Origin of the sequence: Lysobacter sp. CA196 (genome assembly GCF_052078695.1) — a bacterium.
Classification (GTDB): Bacteria; Pseudomonadota; Gammaproteobacteria; order Xanthomonadales; family Xanthomonadaceae; genus Lysobacter.
In genome coordinates this window covers 65,241-83,948 of the sequence record NZ_JBQJIN010000019.1, presented here as the reverse complement: position 1 = coordinate 83,948, position 18,708 = coordinate 65,241, and the positions used below count along the sequence as shown (strand labels likewise).

Genomic DNA, 18,708 nt, shown 5'->3' with positions numbered 1-18,708 from the left:
GTCGCGATCGAGATCGCGCACGCGGCATTGGCGACGCCGCAGGAAGACGCCGTCGAATCTCTTGCCGAATCGCGCGTGCGGCGAAGCAAGCGAAGTCTGGCAGGTCATCGCCGCGCCCGCGATTCGCCGAGCGCAGCGTCGTTGCCGCGGCGTCGCCCGCCGCGCACCGCCCCACATGCGCCGGCACCGAGCACCTAGGGTCGGCCCGAGGATGCCCCGGGCGGCAGGGCGGATTAATTTCCCAAAGCGCGCTATCGATCCGGTGCGAGGTTTCTGCTGGGAGAACGCCCATGTCGGGTTTTCCGAATTTCCCCGGATTTCCGGGCGGCAACCGCCCGTCCTTCCCCGGCCTGGGCGGTGGCCATGGTCATGGCCACGATCCGCTCGGCCTGGGCCTGCCCGGCCTCGGCGGCGACGATCACCACGGTCCCGGCTCGCCGCCGGGTCTGAGCGGCGACGGCCCGCCCGGCCTGGAGAAACCGTACAACGGCGGCGACTCGAACGCCGGCGGCAATGGTGTCGATAACCATCACGGCGGCGATACCAGTCCGGTCACGCCGCCGTCCGGCACCACGCCCAGCTCGACCGAGCACGACCGCCCGCACAACACTCCGAACGTGGTCAGTTCCGGTTCGGCGATGGACGACCAGATCGCCGCCTATCCGAGCCGTTTGTTGCCCGGCCAGTCGATGCAGTCGAGCGGCAACACCCAGACCGCGTTCAACCAGATCACCCAATACCCGCCGCCGACCTTGTCCGAACGCGCGCTCGGCAACAGCGCCGGGCTGCAGCCGGCCTTGAACCGGCCGGTGTCGGCCGATGCGGTGCCCGGCAGCGCGATGACCATGCAGCCTTCCGGCGTACAGACCGCGCTGCTCGGCAACCCGAGCGTGGCCGCGGCGACCAACGCCGGCCTGCCGGCGCAGGTCACCTATGCGGCGGCGCCGGCGCTCGCGGTACCCGTGGCGACGCCGAACGCGGTGCTGGCCGCACCGATGACCAGCGCGTTGTACAGCGAGTCCTTGCTCGCGCAGCAGAACCTGCTCAATCAGTTGTCGATGATGCAGCGCCTGAGCACGCCGCCGAACGTGGTGCCGGCCAACGTCGCCGCACCTGCGAGCGAGAGCATCGTGGCGCCGACGGTGGTGCCGCTGATGGTCAACGCCGCGCCGAACGACCCGCGCAACCTGCCGTTGGCCAACGACCGCCTCAACCTGATGCGCAACGACGGCCCGCTGAACAATGCCGTGTATGCCGACAGCCCCTACCGGCGCCCGCTGCGTCGCGGCGCCAAGGTCGATAACGCCTCGCTGACCTATTGGCTGTGGGCGCTCGGTCGCGGCGGCACCCATCGCACCAGCCACGAGGCCGAACCCAGCCGCGAAGTGCTGCGCGCGCTGCAGTGGCTGTTCTGGGTGCTGACCGTGGTCGCCTACGCCTGCCTGGCCATGGCGGTCATCATCCTGTTGCCGGGCGGTGAGTTCGTCAGCGAACGCGCGACTCCGGGCGTCAGCGGCCTCGCCCTGTTCTTAGGGGTGACGGTCGCGGCCGGCGCCTGGTGGTTGGGGCGGCGGTTGAATCGCCCCGGCTGAGACGGCGGGCGGGCCGAGCCGATTGCGACGACGGCGGGTGTAGCGGCGCCGTTGCGGACGTAGTCGCGCCGATGCCGATGTCGGTTATGGGCCGTCCCTGTAGCAGCGACACAAGTCGCGACCGCCGGACGCGCAGAGGCGACAAAGCCGTCGTCATTCGTCGAAGCGACATGCCTTCGCAAGGGTAGGAGCGGCGCGAGCCGCGACCAAGGCACGCGCAGACGCGGCAAGGCCGATGTCATCCATCGAAGCGGCATGCTTTCGCCGGGGTAGGAGCGACGCAAGTCGCGACCGCGCTAGCTCAGCCGTCGGCGTTGGTTACGGAATCCTGCGGCGGCTTCGATTTTGATCTGCTTTGCCGCCTTGCCGGTTAAGAGAAGACCCGTAGGGCGGCCCGCAAGGATGCGGGCCGTGCGCAAGCAGGCCATGGATGGCCTGTCTGGAGCATCCCCGCGTATGCATCGCTCGTGCGGGCTTGTGCCCTTGCAAGGAGAGCCCTTTTCTTTGGTTACCTTTGACCGAAGGAACTCCCTGTGGGACTTTTGGGCTTAGCAAAAGAAAGTAACCCGGCCGCGTCAGCGGACGGAAGCTTTGCTCTTGCTTGAAGGCTGCGCCGGAGGCCGACGGGACGTGGTCGCGACTTGCGTCGCTCCTACCCTTGAAGCCGGACCATGATGTCTTGATTCCGCGTCGCATCCGGCCGGAGCGAGGGTAGCAGCGACGCAAGTCGCGACCGCGCTAGCTCAGCCGTCGGCGTTGGTTACGGAATCCTGCGGCGGCTTCGATTTTGATCTGCTTTGCCGCCTTGCCGGTTAAGAGAAGACCCGGCTTGTGCCCTTGCAGGGAGAGCCCTTTTCTTTGAATCACAGGCCCGCGCGCTCGACGCCAACGCAGGGATCTACATACGGGACATCCCTGTCCCGATGAAAAACGGCCCGCATCCCTGCGCGCCGCCCTCCGGGTCTTCGTTTGCCTTCGCTAGTGCAAAGCTACGCACAGCAGCGGCAGCAGCCAAGGCAGGGCCAGGGCGACGACATCGAAAGGGCCGTGCCAGCTTGAAGCCCCACGGTCGCGGCTCGCGCCGCTCCTACCCTGCTAAAGCGCACCGCTTCGACGAATGACGACGGCATCGTTATCCCTGCGCATCCCTGGGTCGCGGCTCGCGCCGCTCCTACAGGGGAAGGCGCGTTCCCTTTCAAGCAAGTGCAGGGCTTGCCACCACAACCTGGACCCCATGACCCGGCGCCTCGACGGCGACGCCTCCCGACCGCACAAACGAAAACGCCAGGCCGCGAGGCCTGGCGTTCGTACGACCGAGGTCGTGTACGGCTTAGTTGCGCTTGGCCATCGCGCCCTGCGCTTCGCCCATGGTCTTCAACGCGGTGCTGACGGCGTTGATGAACATCGAGTACATCTGGCTCTGCACGGTCAGCTCGGTGGAGTCGGCAGCGGTCGGCTTGTCGCCGATCGCTTCAGCCTTGTCCATCAGCGACTGGCCGGCCTTCTCGATGAGCGCGCCCATCGCCGTGGCGAACGCCACCAGCCAACCGCCGCCGGCGGCGCCGGAACGACCACCGCGCTTGCTGTTACCGGCCTCGTCGACGCCTGCGCTGTCGATCATGTTCTGCTGCGACAACTGGGCGTACTGGCTGTTGATGGTGTTGTTGTCCGACATGACGCTCTCCCTGGTTTTTGGGTAGATCAGCCGCCCCGGTCAGATCGCCTGCGGTAGCGGGATTGGTAAGCCTGTAGATGAATTATCGGGATCGCCGCAAGGCTGTATAGCTGGGGCGTTCCCTAGGGCGAAACCGTTGCGGCGGGGCGTTTTCGCAAGATTTGTGAACGCCCTCACCCCGCGTCGCCGGCGGCGCCGATTCAGCGGTAGGTCTTGACCGGTTTCTTGATCCCCAGCGACGAAGGCAGGCCGGTCGGCGGCGGCGCCGGCGTCGATCCGCCGCTGTTCGCCGAAGCCTCGTCCTCGAAGTCGGGCTGGGTCTCCAGCCACTGCCGCGCCTTCTCTTCGCCATCGCGCTGGCTGCGCTGGCTGAACTCGAGCGCGCGCTGCACCTTCGGGTCCTTGAGCGGCTCCTCGAAGGCCTTGGTCAGGCCGTCGCGATCGCCGGGCTGGATGATGCGGTTTTCCTGCAACAGGTCCAGGGTCTGGCTGAGGTTGGCCATCAGCGCCTGCGGATCGGCCGCGTCGCTGGGCTTGGCTTCGTCCAGCGCGCGGGCGAAATGGTGCAACAGCGCGTCGCGGTCGGCCGCGTCGATGCCGGACTGTTCGTTCAACAGGGCCTCGAAGTCGGCGAACATCTGCTCGCGCTGTTCCTGGGTCGGGGTGAAGGGCTGGGACATCGGACTCTCCTGTCGCAACGATGGCGGTGATGGCGATAACGAATCAGTAGACACTGCGCGCGCGACGCTCCGGTAGCGGCAACGCGCCGATCTTTGACGGACATCTCTCGTCGGTCGCGGCGGCGGACGACGACGAGCGAGCGAAGCCGAGCGAGCCGGGGGCATCGAGTATCGGCGATGCCCGCGAACGCGGAAGCCTGGGAGCATCCCCAGGGTGGGGCGCGAGGCGCACGGCGATGAGGCGTGGATGCGCGACATGATCGGGCGCCCCGGCTCAACGCCGAGGCGCGAAGCCCCGGTCGGTCAGGGCGACGCGGCGGAAATCGATGCCGATGCCATGGCCGATGGCGTTGACGCCGTCGCGCAGGCTGGCGCGCTCGGCCGGGCTGCTCGCGTTCTGCCAGGCCGCCGCGGCCAGGGTCGCGACCAGGCCGTACAGCTCGGCCGCTTCCTGCATGCGGCTGCGCTCCATCGTGGTCATCGGCTCGCCGCGCGCGAGGCTGTCGCTGAGGCGTTGCCGCAGCACCGCGAAGGCGGCGCCGTGGTCGCTGCGCGCGCCGTCGTTGACCACGGTCCAGCCATCGATCATGAAGGCGTTGATGACGTCGCCGAGGTTGCGGCTCGAATATCCGTGTTCGGCCAGACGCCGCTGGAACTGCGCCTGCAGGCGCCCGGACTGCAGGGCGAGCAGGACCCGCTCGCGGTCGCCGCCGAGCTGGCGCGCCAGCGATTCGCGGAAGCGCGGATTGCGCACGAACTCGGCATCGATGCCGCGCAAGGTCGCGTGGTCGAGGGTCGGCCTTCGCCCGGTCAGGCTGTCGGCGAAGGCGGCGTTGAGCGCTTTCGTCACCGTCGGCGTCGGCGAGAAGGTCAGGCTGTCGAGGCCGAGCGGCGCGCGCTTGCCGGCGCGCTGGGTCGGCGCCGGTTTATCGCCCGCTTTATTGGCCGGCGTGGCCGCCTCGTCGCCGCGGTGCCGCATGATCTGCGAATGGGTATAGGCGCCGACGCCGTCGATCAACGGCGCGTTATCCTGCGCACGCGCCTCGCCCGATGAGGCGGCGAGCAGCAGCAAGGCGAGCGCGGCGGCGCCGACGGTGACGGTGGTGTGGGTGGCCATGCGGCGGTCCATGAGCGAGATCTCCCGGCCCGCTCCGCACCCGGGGAGGCTCACGGCCTGCCGGGCACGAACGGGCATCGGCTCAGTCGTGGAAATGCGGGTCGATGCTGAGCTGGCCGAGGTTGCGCGAAGCGAAGCGGCGCATCAGCTCGGGGCTGGCGTCGCGGATCGCATCGAAGCTGGAACGCGAGCGCACGTCGGCGCGCAGTTGCCAGCCGTCGGCGGTCTTGGTCAGCAGCAGATCGGTGCCGGGCAAGGTGCTGTCGGCGAGCCGCAGCAAAACCTGGCCTTCCTCGCCGCCGGCGGCGCCCTCGCCGACCGCAAGCTGGCGCACGTGGCGCTCGATCAGGTCGGCGAACGCGGCCGCGTTCGAATTCGGCTGGCTCGGCTGGGTCTGGGTCGCCGCGTCGCGCATCGCCAGTTGCGCCTGCCACATCGCCGAGGCCTCGGCCGGCGGCAGGCTCGCGAGCTCCTGCCGGCCCTGCTCCTGGCCACTGCCGGCGTTGCGTTCTTCCAACCGGCCGTGCTGGCGCGAATGTTCGGCGACGGTGCGGGCATGCGCCTCGCCGGCATGTGCGGCGCGGCGCGCGTCGGCCTTGGCGTTGCCGGGGCCGCCTTCCTGCGCCTGCTTCTTCAGCATCGCCGCGGCTTCTTCCTCGCGCGCCAGCCCTTCCTGGCCGGGCAGTTGGCCCAGCTTGCCTTCGCGTTGCTGCATCAGGCTGCGGAAACGGTCGACGGTGCCCTCGGCCGGCGGCTCGCGCCGGGCTTCGCGGGGCTTGTCGGTCTGGCGCGTGGATTCGCTGCGCTGGGCCGAATCGGAATCGGACGTCGAGGAGCTGCGGGTGATGCTCATGGCGACCTCGTTCAGAAGGGGCCGTTCGTGTTCTGGCGGGTGGCCAGCATCAGATCGGCGTTCATGGCTTCCTCGCGGCGCGCGGTCAGGGTGTTCTGTTCCTTGCGCCACAGGTCCTTGCGTTTTTCCAGCGCGTCCAGCCGCGCCTTGGCGCGGAAGAACGCTTTGCGCGCCTCGTCGAGCGAGGCTTCGGCTTCGCGCAGCTTGCCTTGCGCGTCGAGCAGCCGTTGTTGCGCGGCGAGCGCGAGTTCGCCGAGATGATCGATGTGCGCCTCGCGCTGGGTCATCGCCATCGGCCACGGCATGCCGGGCGGCGGCGGGTCCATCAGGCGCAGGCGCTGGCCGGCGCGTTCGTCGTTGAGCGCGCTGATCTCGCCCTGAATCTGGGTGCAGGCGTCGCGGCGCTCCTGCACCTGGCGCTGGCGTTCCAGCACCAGCATGCGCGCGGTCTCGACCCGGTGCGAGCGCAGTTGCAGCAGGGTATGCAGCGGATAGCGCTTCATCCGAACACCTTGCGCAAGGCATCCACCGATTGACGATAGTCGGCCAGGTCGTGGGAGGACTGCTTGAGCAGCTTGCGGATCGGCTCGATCTTCTCGATGGCGATGTCGGCCTCGGCGTCGCTGCCGCGTTTGTACTCGCCGAGCTGCAGCAGCAGTTCGATGTCCTGATGCTTGGCCAGGTACTTGCGCAACTGGCCGGCGGCGCGCTGGTGGGCTTCGTCGGCGACCCGCGGCATGGTGCGGCTGAGGCTGGTCAGCACGTCGATGGCCGGGTAGTGATACGCCGCGGCGAGCTTGCGCGACAGCACGATGTGGCCGTCGAGAATCGAACGCACTTCCTCGGCGATCGGGTCGTCGCCGTCCTCGCCTTCCATCAGCACGGTGTAGAAGGCGGTGATGCTGCCGCGGTCGTTGTTGCCGGCGCGCTCGAACAAGCGCGGCAAGGCGCTGAACACCGAGGGCGGGAAACCGCGCCGCGCCGGCGGCTCGCCGATCGCCAGGCCGACGTCGCGCAAGGCGCGCGCGAAGCGGGTGACCGAATCGACCAGCAGCATCACCCGCTTGCCGCGGTCGCGGAAATACTCGGAGATGGCGGTCGCGACCCAGGCCGCGCGGCTGCGCTCCAGCGCGGGCCGGTCGGAGGTGGCGACCACGATGATCGACTTCTTGAGCCCGGCTTCGCCGAGGTTGTCGTGGACGAATTCGTTGACCTCGCGGCCGCGTTCGCCGACCAGGGCGATCACGTTGACGTCGGCGTCGCCGCCGCGCGCGAGCATGCCGAGCAAGGTGCTCTTGCCGCCGCCGGCGACCGCGAAGATGCCCAGGCGCTGGCCGACGCCGGCGGTCATGACCGTGTCGATGGCGCGCACGCCAGTTGCGAACGGCCGCTCGATGAGCTGGCGCGACAGCGGATTCGGCGAGGCGGCGTAGATCGGGATCTGCACGGTCGGGCCGAACCCGCCGAGGCCGTCGATAGGCTCGCCGTTGGCGTCGAGGATGCGCCCGAGCAGGCCGTCGCCGGCGCGCACCGAGGCCTGGCGGCCGGTGGCGATGACCTCGGTGTCGTGGGCGACGCCGTCGAGCGCGCCGAGCGGGGTCAACAAAGTGTATTGGCGCGACACCCCGACGACTTCGGCGGCGAGGTGGAAATTGCGGTCGCGCGGGCTGCGCAGTTCGCACAGCTCGCCGATCATCGCCTTGAGCCCGGTGGCGCGGATCATGGTGCCGTAGGCTTCGGCGACCTTGCCCACCCGCACCACCGGCTGCACCCGCGACAGCGCGGCGATCAGCGGGTCCTGCTGGGCAGGCGCGGGCACGGCTTGCAGGATGGTGCGCGGCAGGCTGCTCATCGCGCAGTCTCCAGCCGCGTGCGCGGCCCGGGCATCGCGACAACGGCCATGCGGCGTTTCATTCGGTGTGCTCCGCGCCGTACTCGGCGCCGGACAGGGCGATGCGGATCGCCTCGATTTGCTGCGCCACGCCGGCACGCACCTCGCCGGCTTCGGACACGACGACGCAGCTGAGCTTGTCCAGGCTTTCGTCGTCGACCAGTTCGATCACCCCAACCACCGGATGCGCCTGGCGCACCAGGCCGAGGCCTTTGGCGACGTCCTCGCGCACGCTCGGGTGGACGCGGATCAGCAGGAACTGCTCGGCCTGCGCGGCCTCCACCGCGTGCATGACCAGCGGCGGCACCACGCTGCGCGCGTCGAACTCCGGCGAGATGCGCGCGACGATGGCGCAGGCCAGTTCGGTGACGCGGCTGCCGGCGTCGGCGAGCACGCGCGCACGGCGTTCGTTGAGGTCGGCCAGCTGCTGCGCCATCTGCTGCTGGGCGCGGGCGAGGCCTTCGGCGAAGCCGGCGGCGTAGCCGGCTTCTCGCGCCTGCTTGATCTCGTCGCCGGCCTCGGCGTACAGCGCGTTGACCCGCGCCAGGGTCTGGTCGAGCTCGGCGATCGCGTTCCACTGCTTGGCCGGCACCACCGTGCCGGCGACCGCGCGCTCGAACTGCTTGCGCTCGAACACCGAGATCGTCGCGCTGGGACGCTGCGGTTCGATCCTGCGCGCGCCGCCGTCCGTCATGCCCGTGGCCGCGGCGGATGCGGCGGACGACGGGGAAGCGGACTGGAGCGGATCTGCGTGCATGGGAATTCCGTGATTGGATGCGCGGCGCGGCGGCTCAGGCCGTCAGCGGGCGCGCGCCGTGGTGGGCGTACAGGCGCTCGACCGCTTCCGGCGGCAGATGGGTGCCGAGCGAGGCCGAGGCTTCATGAGTGATGCGCGGCAGCAGCAGCCGCGACCAGTCGGCCAGGCCGGGGTCGCGGCGTTCGGCCCACACCCGCAGCTCGGTGCGGCCGCGGCCGTCGAGCAGGTCGAACAGCAATTGGTCGGTTTCCGACGCGCGCAATGCGGCGTCGAGTTCGGCGCTGAGCTGCGCGCCGAGCTGGGCCTGGACCTTGCCGTCCCAGACCAGGCTGTCGAGCGCCAACAGATAACTGTTGTCGAGCGCCTGCTTGAGCCGGCGCACCGGTTCGCGCCGCACTTCCGAGCGGATCGCCGGCGCATAGGCCAGCGCGCCGAGATCGCGCACCAACCGCGCCATGCGCACCCGCGGCCAGCGCCGCGCGGCGGCGCCGAAGCCCTCGCCGGGCTGCGGTGCGAGCAGGGCCGGCGCATCGGCGGCGAGCCAACGCGCGAGCAGACGGCGTCCCAGCGGACTCTGGCGCGCCGACACGAGCAGTTCGGGATCGATGGTATCGGCCCCGGCACCGTGCCAGCTCGGATCGACCTCGGTGAGGATCGTCCGCAGCGCCATCGACGCGCTCATCCGTTCCAGACCCCGCTACGGGCGTTCGAGGCCGGTGCGGCGGCCGCCGCCGGAGCGAAGCGCGAACGCAGGCGACCGAAGAAGAACGCCACGATCCCCAGCAGCACCAACACGCCGGCGCCGATGATGACCACGCTCAGATCGATCGAACCGAGCACGGCCGCGAACGGCCCGCCGGCCTGGTGCGCTTTCGGCGGCGCGGTGACGGTGAAGAACTTGACCGTGACCTTGTTGACGTCGTCGAGGCCCTCGACGCTGTCCTTGACGAAGACCTTGATGTCGGTTTCGCGGTCGCGCAGGCTCTGGCCCGGACGCTCGAACACCAGCACCGAGGCCGAGGAGTCCTGCACGTTGCCGCCGAGCGGATCGCGGTCGGGCAAGGCGATGTGCACGCGCGCCTCGACCACGCCGTCGATGCGCGACAGGGTGCGCGAGAGCTCCTGCGACAGGCCGTACAGATAGCGCGCCTTCTCTTCCAGGGCCGACGACGCGAAGCCCTCTTTCTTGAACACGTCGCCGAGCGAGCGGTACTGCGCGCGCGGCAAGCCGCGCGAGGTCAGTACCTGCATCGCGTACGGAATGTCGCCGCGGTTGACCATCACTTCCCAACCGGTCTTGCTCGGCGACGGATCCTTTTCCGCCGGAATACCGGCATCCAACAGAGCCGCCATCAGTTCGTTGGCCTGTTGCTCGTCGAGCTGGCTGTACAGCGTGGTGCGTGTGCAGCCGACGATCAGCAGGCAAGCCAGCAGGGCCGCCATGACTCGTACCGCGTTGAAGCCTGACGCCCTACCCATGCATTCCCCCGATTTGGAATTACGACTGCTGACGGAACAATTGCTGGACGCCGTCCGAAGTGCGATTGGCGACGTTCGAGGTCAATTGCGAGGTGAACATGAACTCGTGACAGCGCATGGTCATCTGGATCATCTCGCCCGGCGTCAGGTCGGCGGAATTGGCCGACATGGTCTTGGACGCCGCATCAATCTTGTCGGCGCCGCCGTTGAGATTGTCGAGCGCGGCCAGGACCGCACGCGTGCCCTGCGAGGGTTCGCTGGACGCGGTCGCGCCGGCCTGGGCGGTGCCGCTGCCCTGGGACGTGGGCGCGGCGCCGCGGTCGAACGCCGCCGCGAACTCGCGCACGTCGTAGGCCGAGGCCTGCGGCGATTGCGCCGGCGATGCGGCTGCCGGCTGCGCGGCTTCGGCCGCGACTGAGATGGCTTCGATCATTGCCCTTTCTCCCGAAAGGTGAAGTCCGTTTTAAGAAATGACTTTACAAAACTACTCGACAAACCGCTTGCGACGCAGCACCGGGCAAATGCACGGCGATGCCGAAGGCCGCTCGCGCCCGCTCGTCCCGGACCGGGCCGTCCGAATCCTGCGATCCGGACGACACCACGGCTCGGAACGGCGGCGGACGTCGCGCCGCCGTCGCGATTACTTCCTGGCCAGCGCGTTCAGCGCTTCGCCGACGCTGTTCTGCGAGGTCGCCGCACTGTTGGAAACGAACTGCATGCGCAGGCTCTCGGCGGTCAGCGCGACCATGTTCGAGGGCTGGTCGCCGCCGCCGCCGATCGAACCGGACAGCTCGGTGATGCGCGAGGCCTGGGCGTCGAGGGTCTGGCCCCAAGCCTGCGACAGCGCTTCGTACCAGCTCTTGCCGCTGCCGCCGCCACCGCTGGCTGCGGTCGTACCGCCGCCACCGTTGCGGGCGGTGCCGTTGTTGTTGTTGTTCGCCGCGGCGATGAAGGTGGTCACCAGGCCACCGGCGTCGGCGCCGGGATTGATCGTATTGCTCATTGACGTCTCTCCTGCAGGAAGCGGCTCAGGCCGCTGATTAGCGTGGAACTACGGATGGCACTGAATACTGAATGCGGGAACTGCGATCGGTCGGACTCAGGGTGCATGTAGCCGATCTTGGATTTAACCGATGATCCGAATGTGAAACCAGCTAGTGCTAACCCGGGGGTGGTCGTCCTTACTGGCGGTTGCCGGTCGGGCGCGCGGGCGCCTCGGCCACGGCTGAACGGGGCGCCGCCGGCTTTCCGGCCGCGCTCGGCGCAGGCTGGGCCGGCTGCGCGGGCAGGGTCTTGGCCGGCGCCGGCTTGGCCACGGTCGGGCCGGCCGGAGCGGTCGTCGTCGGTGCCGCCGTGGTCGCAGCGGCGCTCGCCGCCGTGCCGGTCGGCGCAGTCGTCGCGGCCGGTGCCGGCACGCCGCCCGCGGCCGCAGCGGCGATCGCGGCCTGCTCGGCCGCGGTCACCGGCTGCGCCTTGATCTCCTCGACCTGGCCGCTGACCTTGTTCAAGGCCCAGGCCTTGTCGCCGATGGCGATCAGCGAGCGGCCATCGGGCATGACGTCGCCGACCGCGTACTCGGCGCCGTCGACGTCGGTCACGTGCGGGTTGGTGCCGCGCACGATCTGCACGATCCGGGTCGGCGCGGTGCTGACCGGCTTCTTGGGTTCGGCGTCGGCCGCGGCCACGGTCGGACCGGCCGCGGGCTGGGCGCTCTCGTCGAGGTCGCGCGGGATCACCCGGCGCACGCCGTTGACGTCCTGCATCGCGCGCGAAGCGATCGCGCGCTTGAACTTGTCCTGGTCGGCGAAGCGGCCGGCGACTTCGACGTCGCCGTTGCCGAGGTACTTGGTCTGCACTGCCAGGCCCTGGCTGCGCAGCACTTCGCGCACGTCGGCGGCGATGTCGTCGCCGGTGCGCAGGTCGAGCCGGGCCTGCACGTTGTTGGTGACCAGGCGCTTGCGGATCATCTCGCGCGTCGCCGCGTCCTTGATCGTGCCCGACAATACCAGGCTGCCGTCTTCGTGCTCGACCGCGCGGCCGCCGACGATCGAGAACTCCTTGATCAGCGGCGTCACCACTTCCATCGCGGTGGGTTCTTTCTCGAAGCCCGGCATCACCGCCGCGGCGATCGCCACCGACACCAGCGACAACGCCGCCAGGCCGGCGATCAAGGGCAGATGGCGCATCGACGAACGCGGCGGCTTGGTCATCTCGCCGAGGTTCGGCAGGATCGTCGCCCAGGCCGGGTCTTCGCTGGCGCCGACCGCGAGCGAGGCGCTGCCCAGATCGACGCGCTGCATCGCCGACAGCTCGGCCGGATCGCCCGGGCTCAAGGTCTGGCCGTCGATCTGCAGCGGCGCGTCGACCGCGCGCAGCGAGACCGTGCCGCCCATGCGGGTGATGAAGGCGTGGTGCGGGGCGACACCGGCATCGGACAACACGATGTCGCAATCGCCGCCGCTGCCGATCAACAGGGTTTCCTGCGCCGACAGCGGTCGGCTGGCGCCGGCGTGCAGGCCGGAGACGATGCGCAGCACGCTGACCGCGGGCGACGCGGCGGCGACACGAGGTTCAACAGGTTCGATATGGATATCGGTGGAAGACATGACGGACTCCTGTCTAGACGCGGCCGCGTTTGGCGGCGCGTACGGCCGGGCCGCGCGAAACGCGCGCACCCACCGGCCGATGAGGGATTGGGGAGGTGACCTGGCGATGGAGGCTGGGACGTTGCATCGTCTTGGCGCTCACCTAGGCGTTGACCTGGCCGGCCTGCACGATCCGCAGGTCGGGTGCGAGTTCCTGGTAAGACAGGACCGGCAGTTCGAAGAAATCGATCTCCAGCAGCTTGCGCAGGTGTCGGCGAACGTCCAGTGAACACAGCAGCACCGGCCGCACGCCCTCGGCCTGACGGCCCAGGTGCGAACGCACCTCGGCGCCGAGCCGTCCCGCCAGTTCAGGCGAGATCGCCAACTGGGTCGCACCGCCGGCGACGCGCACCGACTGACGCAGACGATCCTCCAATTCAGGATGAATCAATAGCACCTGCATTGTGCGTTCGCTGTCGGCGTAGCGATCGGCGATCTCGCGCTTGAGCGCGACCCGCACGTATTCGGTCAGCAGCACCACGTCCTTCTCGCGCCCGCCGACGTCGGTGATGGCCTCGAAGGCATCGCGCAGGTTGCGGATCGGCACGCCCTCTTCGACCAGCCGGCGCAGCACGTCGGCGACGCGTTGCGGCGCGACCACCCGCAGCATCTCCTTGACCAGGTCCGGATAGTCGCGCTGCATCTTGCCGAACAGGTTCGAGGTTTCTTGTATGCCGATGAAGCTGCCCATGCGGCGCTCGAGCGCGGCGCGGCAGTGCTCGATCAGCGTGGCCAGGGCGTCGCGGGTCTCGCCGCCGGTCTGGCCGGTCCATTCGCCGGCCAGCGGCGGGAAGAAGCCGGCGAGCTTGGGCGCGGCGGCGTCGCCGTTGCGGGCCGGACGGAACTGCGCGTTCGGCGACAAACGGCCGAAGGCGATACGCGCGCCGTACGCGGTCAGGCGATAGCCGCCGAGGCCGTCGCCGTTGTCCAGCGCCGGCACCACCTTGACCACCGGCACCGGCAAGGGCACGCCGTATTCGTCGCGCAGGCGGCGGGCCACATCGACGATGCGCTCGCGCACCGTGGCCTCGCCGAACACCGCCGCCAACGCGGGCGACAGGTCCAGTTGCAAGGGCGCGGGCGGGGCGATCTCGTCTTCGTTGACGACCACGTCGTCGGCGCCGCGCTCGCCTTCCGGCACCCGGAACACGCGTCGCAGCACCACCGTGCCATGGCGGTAGCGCCAGGCGGCGAAGCCGAGCAGCACCGCCGACAGCATCAGGAACACCAGCTTCGGGAAGCCCGGCACGAAGATCATCAGGAAGGCCAGGCAGCCGGTGATCAGCAGCACGCGCGGCTGGCCGGTGACCTGGCGGGTGATCGATTCGCCGAGGTGGCGGTCGTCCTCGTCGCCGGCAGTGCGGGTGACCACCAGGCCCGCAGCGATCGTGGCCAGGATGGCCGGGATCTGCGAGACCAGGCCGTCGCCGATGGTCAGGATGCTGTAGGTGTGGGTGGCGTCGCCGAGGGTCATGCCCTTCTGCAGCACGCCGATGGCCAGGCCGCCGAGCAGGTTGATGATGATGATGACGATGCCGGCGATGGCGTCGCCTTTGACGAATTTCATGGCGCCGTCGAGGCTGCCGTGCAGCTGGCTTTCGACTTCGAGCAGGCGGCGCTTGCGCTTGGCCTCGTCCTTGTCGGTCAGGCCGGCGCGCAGGTCCGAGTCGATCGACAGCTGCTTGCCGGGCATGGCGTCGAGGGTGAAGCGCGCGGCGACCTCGGCCACGCGCTCGGCGCCCTTGGCGATGACGATGAACTGGACCACGGTGATGATCAGGAACACCACGAAGCCGACCACCAGGTTGCCGCCGGCGACCATGCTGCCGAAAGTTTCGACGATGTGACCGCCGTTGGCTTCGAGCAGGATCGAGCGGGTGATCGCGATCGACAGGGCCAGCCGGAACAGCGTGGTCAGCAGCAGCACGCTGGGGAAACTGGAGAACGCGACCGGGGTCGGGATGTACAGCGCGATCAACAGCAGGCCGAAGCCGATGGCGATGTTGACCGCGACCAAGGTGTCGATGATGGCCAACGGCAACGGCAGGATCATCACGCCGATGATCGTCACCGCTGCGACGGCCAGCACGATATCGCTGTAACCGGCCCGACGGCGGGGCGTCGCGCCGGGAGCGGCGGCCATCAGAGAGCTCAACAATGCGCGCATTCGGTCAGTCCCGGTTCCTGAGAATCGACGAGCGGACCTCGCTCGGGCGCGCAGCCGCGACGGCGCGGCCCCGCGGCGGCAGGCCACGGGTCGCGATCGAAGGAAGTTCGGCCCTGCATCGAACGGTGAAAGCAGTCACTGCTCTACCACGTACCCCTGAGCACCCAGCCATGGCGCTGTCCTTACACGATCCCGGTTCGGACGCCCGATACTAAGTGCTGATTGTCATCATTTGTGTGAACGAGGTGCTTATTGTGCGGGATGTGCACAATCACGCCCCCTCGATCTCGGGCGGCTACATTCGCGCGCATTCATCATTGTTTTTGTGAGCCCGTGCGCAATTGCGCAATTGCGTTCGACTAACGTAGTCGAAGACTCGTCACGATTCGGCTTCGGCCGCGGCGACGCTCGATTCCGGTATCGTCGTCGCAGTCGGCAGCGGGGCGATGTCGGCGGAATCGAGTTCGGCGATCAGGCTCATCGATTGCCCGCCGACCCCGATCGCCAGGGCGCGCCCGCTGCGCGTGCGCAGCACCACGATGCGCTCGCGCGGGCCGACCGGAAGCACCTGCAGGACCGACAGCGGGTTGTCGCGCGCGGTCAGTCCATGGCGCTTGCGCAGGTAATACAAGACCGCGACCAGGCCGACCAGGACCACCGCGACTGGCAGCATGATCGATAGCAGTTCGAGGAAGAACGAAGGCGGTTCGGGAACGTTCGCGGGCGCCGCGGCGACGCGCGCGGCACCCGGCGCCGCCGCCAGCGCGGTCGGCGGCGACAGCGACGCGACCAGGGCCAGCAACGGGGAACGATCAAGCAGCGAACGCAGTGGGAGCAGTATCGGCATGGTGGGTCAGTGCGGAACCGGTAACGAGGCGAGAGGAGCGGCGAGGCCGCGCCGACATACCGTAGCAGCCCGGCCGCCCCGCAACGGCGGCGGATCGTCGCTTCACGCCGACGAGTCGTCGCGCATGGCATTGATGTGAGCATGGTCACAGCAAAACGTCGTAGCAAATCCAGCGATGAATCGGGCGCGGCCAGCGCCGCGGACCGCGACGCCGGCCTGTTGGGCGCGGTCCCCTTCGCCTGCGCGATGTTCGCCGTGGACGGCGCCCTGATCGCCGGCAACGCGCGCTATCGCGAAGAATTCGGCGCACTGCCTGAACATGGTGAACGCGACGCCCTGCTCGCCCGCCTGCAAGGCGAGGCCGGCGACGGCGAGCGTCCGCGCGAAGTGCTGGCGCCGCACAGCGGCCGTTGGTACGCGCTGCACTGGGGCGGCGCCGAGCACGGCGGCGGCCAGGTCGACGTGCTGACCGCGATCGACATCAGCGAGCGTATCGAGACCCTGGATTCGCACAAGACCCGCCAGGAAAAACTCCTGTTCACCTCGCGCTTGATGTCGGTCGGCGAGATGGCCGCGACCCTCGCCCACGAATTGAACCAACCGCTCGCGGCGATCATGAATTACCTCAACGGCAGCCTGCGCCTGGTCGAACAAGCCGGCGGCCCGGTCCAGGTCGAACGCGCCCTGCAGGCCGCGCGCACCCAGGCCGAACACGCCAGCGCGGTGATCTCGCGGGTGCGCGAGTTCGTGCGCGCGCGCGAACCGCGTCGCGACGCCCACGACCTCAGCCAGATCGCCGCGACCGTGCTGGAGCTGCTGCGCCTGGAGGCCGAGCGCCTGCAACTGCGCATCGACCTCGGCCTGCCGGCGCGGCTGGCGCCGGTGTTCGCCGACCGGGTCATGATCGAGCAGGTGCTGCTGAACCTGGTCAAGAACGCCATCGAGGCGATGCGCGAGATCCCGACCGCGCGCCGCGAGCTGCGCATCGACGCGCGCATGAACCTCGACGACCAGATCGAGGTGCGCGTGTCCGACCGCGGCGCCGGCCTCAGCCCGGCCGAACAGGACCAGTTGTTCTCGCCGTTCTTCACCACCAAGACCGACGGCCTCGGCATCGGCCTGGCGATCTGCCGGTCGATCATCGAGTACCACGAAGGCCGGCTGTTCTTCGAGCCGCGCGACGGCGGCGGCAGCGTGTTCGGCTTCACCCTGCCGCGCTTCGAAGCCAGGACCTGAGCACGATGCCCGAACGCTTCCGCGCCGCTTGCGCCGTGCCCGCCGACCGCCTCTCGCCCGCCGCCTCCGGGAACGACCGCCCATGAGCGAAGCACGCATCTATCTGGTCGACGACAACGACGGCTTCCGCGATTCGACCGCGTGGCTGCTCGAAACCGCCGGCTTCGAAGTCCAGGCCCACGCCTCCGGGCCGGCGTTTCTCGAGGCCTATGCCGGCGAACGCCACGGCGGCGGCGCCCACTGCATCGTCTCGGACATCCGCATGCCGCTGATGAGCGGCCTGCAACTGCAGGAAGAACTGCGCCGGCGCGGCATCGGCCTGCCGCTGGTGTTCGTCACCGCCCACGGCGACGTGCCGCTCGCGGTCGAGGCGATGCGCAAGGGCGCGTCCAACTTCCTCGAAAAACCCTTCAGCGACGACGCCCTGATCGATGCGATCCGGGCCGCCATCGCCAACGCCCGCAACCATGCCGCCGAGGCCGGCGACGACCGTCTGGCCCGGCTCAGCCCGCGCGAACGTCAAGTCATGGACTTGGTGGTGGCGAGCAAACCGAACAAGATCATCGCCGACGTGCTCGGCATCAGCGTCAAGACCGTGGAACTGCATCGATCGAACATGATGAACAAACTCGGAGTACGCTCGCTGCCCGAACTGATGAAGGTGGCGCTGGGCCATGGGTGAGACGAGCGCAACGATGACGCCGATGCATTCGGCCGACGCCGCCGGCCTCGCCGCTTCGCCGCGCGGCCGCCTGCCCTCCCTGCATCCCTGGCAGGCCGAAGCCCTGCGCGACGTGTTCGCGCTGCGCCAGCGTTGGCCCACCCGCGACGGCGGCTGGCTCAGCTTCGTGCCGACCGAGTCGGTGCAAGGCGAGCTGGTCACCCTGGAAGGCGACGGCGCGCGGGTCAAGCTGCGCTTCGACAGCAGCCTGGCCAACGCCAGCGACACCGGCCTGCACTGGAGCGACTACCAGGGCCGCTCGCGTCTGCTCGCCTGGAGCCTCGCCCACGAAACCCAATTGGTGCGGCTGAGCCAGGGCATCGACGTCGCCCTGATCCCGATCGTCGACGACGGCAGCAACGACCCGATCCGCGCCGCGCATGCGGAGGCCGAAGCCGAACTCGACGGCCTGTGGCTGTCGTTCGTGATCACCGACGGCGGCGGCGCCCAGGTGCTTAGCCGCGGCACCTTGCGCATGCCGGTCAACTGGGTCGGCCAGTTGCTCGCCCGCGCCGAAACCCCCGAACCCGCCTACGGCGACGACCCGAACGCACGCTGGGCCGACCTGCCGGTGCCGATCGCGATCCGCTGGGCCGGCCCACAGCTGCGCCATGCGCAATGGCGCCAGCTGCGTCCCGGCGACGTCCTCGTCATCGGCAACTCCCAACGCCCGCCGCCGATGCAGGCGCACGTGCCCGGCTTCGCCTGGCCGCTGGCGCCGGCCGCCGACGGCTGGCGCATCGACGGCGCGCCCTTGACCCTTTCCACGCATCAGGAGACCTCCGCGATGAGCGACACCGAGTCCGCTGCCCCCGAGTCCGCGGAACCCACCGCACCGGACGTTCCGGTCCGCCTGGAGTTCGACCTGGGCCGGCTCGAATGCCGATACGACGAACTGTCCGGCTTCCAGCCCGGCTACGTGTTCGCCCTGCCCTCGCGCCTGGAAGGCGCGAACGTGGTGATCCGCGCCAACGGCCGCGACGCCGGGCGCGGCGAGATCGTCGCCGTCGGCGACACCCTCGGCGTGCGCCTGATCGCCTGGAGCTGA

At 69.2% G+C, this 18,708-nt stretch carries 18 protein-coding genes; 4 read left to right on the top strand and 14 right to left on the bottom strand.

The window, feature by feature from the left end; genetic code table 11:
• Positions 1-290 precede the first annotated feature (290 nt).
• Entirely contained in the window at positions 291-1,592 is a 1,302-nt protein-coding gene (locus ACTOWK_RS16470; RefSeq protein WP_441331195.1) for a hypothetical protein, read from the top strand.
• Positions 1,593-2,922: 1,330 nt separating this feature from the next.
• Here the strand turns inward: ACTOWK_RS16470 and ACTOWK_RS16465 are convergent.
• The 14 genes from ACTOWK_RS16465 to ACTOWK_RS16400 all read right to left on the bottom strand — a co-directional run bounded on the left by ACTOWK_RS16465 (position 2,923) and on the right by ACTOWK_RS16400 (position 15,703).
• Entirely contained in the window at positions 2,923-3,267 is a 345-nt protein-coding gene (locus ACTOWK_RS16465; RefSeq protein ID WP_441331194.1) for a hypothetical protein, read from the bottom strand.
• Positions 3,268-3,467: 200 nt separating this feature from the next.
• Complete coding sequence (locus ACTOWK_RS16460; protein ID WP_441331193.1) at positions 3,468-3,947, bottom strand: hypothetical protein; 480 nt, start codon at positions 3,945-3,947, stop codon at positions 3,468-3,470.
• A 274-nt stretch (positions 3,948-4,221) separates the two neighbouring features.
• On the bottom strand, positions 4,222-5,076 hold the full coding sequence (locus tag ACTOWK_RS16455; RefSeq protein ID WP_441331192.1) for a hypothetical protein: 855 nt from the start codon (positions 5,074-5,076) through the stop codon (positions 4,222-4,224).
• Between the two features lie 70 nt (positions 5,077-5,146).
• Positions 5,147-5,917 (bottom strand): hypothetical protein, encoded by a 771-nt coding sequence (locus ACTOWK_RS16450; RefSeq protein WP_441331191.1) that lies wholly within the window; start codon positions 5,915-5,917, stop codon positions 5,147-5,149.
• Between the two features lie 11 nt (positions 5,918-5,928).
• Entirely contained in the window at positions 5,929-6,420 is a 492-nt protein-coding gene (locus ACTOWK_RS16445; protein ID WP_441331190.1) for a hypothetical protein, read from the bottom strand.
• Positions 6,417-7,769 carry a FliI/YscN family ATPase gene (locus ACTOWK_RS16440; protein ID WP_082639035.1) on the bottom strand — a complete coding sequence of 451 codons (1,353 nt, stop codon included), beginning with the start codon at positions 7,767-7,769 and terminating at the stop codon, positions 6,417-6,419. The genes ACTOWK_RS16445 and ACTOWK_RS16440 overlap by 4 nt, the downstream gene beginning before the upstream one ends.
• Before the next feature lie 58 nt (positions 7,770-7,827).
• Entirely contained in the window at positions 7,828-8,565 is a 738-nt protein-coding gene (locus ACTOWK_RS16435; protein ID WP_441331189.1) for a hypothetical protein, read from the bottom strand.
• Positions 8,566-8,599: 34 nt separating this feature from the next.
• A complete protein-coding gene (locus ACTOWK_RS16430; protein WP_441331188.1) occupies positions 8,600-9,235 on the bottom strand; it encodes a hypothetical protein in 636 nt (211 codons plus the stop codon).
• An 8-nt stretch (positions 9,236-9,243) separates the two neighbouring features.
• A complete protein-coding gene (gene sctJ / locus ACTOWK_RS16425) occupies positions 9,244-10,044 on the bottom strand; it encodes a type III secretion system inner membrane ring lipoprotein SctJ (RefSeq protein ID WP_441331187.1) in 801 nt (266 codons plus the stop codon).
• Between the two features lie 19 nt (positions 10,045-10,063).
• The gene (locus tag ACTOWK_RS16420) at positions 10,064-10,477 is read right to left on the bottom strand and encodes a hypothetical protein (RefSeq protein WP_051885287.1); all 414 of its coding nucleotides are present in this window, start codon (positions 10,475-10,477) and stop codon (positions 10,064-10,066) included.
• A 207-nt stretch (positions 10,478-10,684) separates the two neighbouring features.
• A complete protein-coding gene (locus tag ACTOWK_RS16415) occupies positions 10,685-11,047 on the bottom strand; it encodes a hypothetical protein (protein WP_441331186.1) in 363 nt (120 codons plus the stop codon).
• A gap of 178 nt (positions 11,048-11,225) precedes the next feature.
• Positions 11,226-12,650, bottom strand: coding sequence for an FHA domain-containing protein (locus ACTOWK_RS16410; protein WP_441331185.1), 1,425 nt, complete (start codon positions 12,648-12,650; stop codon positions 11,226-11,228).
• A 142-nt stretch (positions 12,651-12,792) separates the two neighbouring features.
• Entirely contained in the window at positions 12,793-14,832 is a 2,040-nt protein-coding gene (gene sctV, locus ACTOWK_RS16405; protein WP_441331184.1) for a type III secretion system export apparatus subunit SctV, read from the bottom strand.
• Positions 14,833-15,235: 403 nt separating this feature from the next.
• Positions 15,236-15,703: a flagellar biosynthetic protein FliO gene (locus ACTOWK_RS16400; protein WP_441331183.1), complete on the bottom strand. Its 468-nt coding sequence runs from the start codon at positions 15,701-15,703 to the stop codon at positions 15,236-15,238.
• A 141-nt stretch (positions 15,704-15,844) separates the two neighbouring features.
• Here ACTOWK_RS16400 and ACTOWK_RS16395 point away from each other — a divergent pair, with 141 nt between their 5' ends.
• From ACTOWK_RS16395 to sctQ, 3 genes are all read left to right on the top strand, one after another.
• Positions 15,845-16,939, top strand: coding sequence for a sensor histidine kinase (locus ACTOWK_RS16395; RefSeq protein ID WP_441331182.1), 1,095 nt, complete (start codon positions 15,845-15,847; stop codon positions 16,937-16,939).
• Between the two features lie 82 nt (positions 16,940-17,021).
• Positions 17,022-17,621, top strand: a complete 600-nt coding sequence (locus ACTOWK_RS16390) for a response regulator transcription factor (RefSeq protein WP_441331181.1) — start codon at positions 17,022-17,024, stop codon at positions 17,619-17,621.
• Positions 17,622-17,634: 13 nt separating this feature from the next.
• Positions 17,635-18,708 (top strand): type III secretion system cytoplasmic ring protein SctQ, encoded by a 1,074-nt coding sequence (gene sctQ, locus ACTOWK_RS16385; protein WP_441331180.1) that lies wholly within the window; start codon positions 17,635-17,637, stop codon positions 18,706-18,708.